This window comes from Streptomyces sp. CA2R106, from assembly GCF_037034245.1.
In the GTDB taxonomy this organism is placed as follows: Bacteria; Actinomycetota; Actinomycetes; order Streptomycetales; family Streptomycetaceae; genus Actinacidiphila.
Window position 1 is genome coordinate 1 of the sequence record NZ_JBAGKC010000229.1, and the last position, 233, is coordinate 233.

A 233-nucleotide genomic window follows, 5' to 3' on the forward strand; every position below is an offset into this window, starting at 1 on the left:
ATCACCTTGATGATGCCCGCCACCCCCGCGGCGGCCTGTGCGTGCCCGATGTTCGACTTCACCGAACCCAACAACAACGGCCGGTCGTCCGGACGGCCCTGACCGTAGGTCGCCAACAACGCCTGCGCCTCGATCGGATCACCCAACGCCGTCCCCGTACCGTGCCCCTCCACCACATCCACATCAGCCGACGCCAACCCCGCGTCCGCCAACGCCGCCCGGATCACCCGCCG

The 233-nt window shown here is 69.1% G+C and carries 1 pseudogene; it reads right to left on the minus strand.

Annotated elements, in window-relative coordinates:
* Positions 1–233, minus strand: a pseudogene (locus tag WA788_RS35870) (polyketide synthase); the annotation flags it as partial.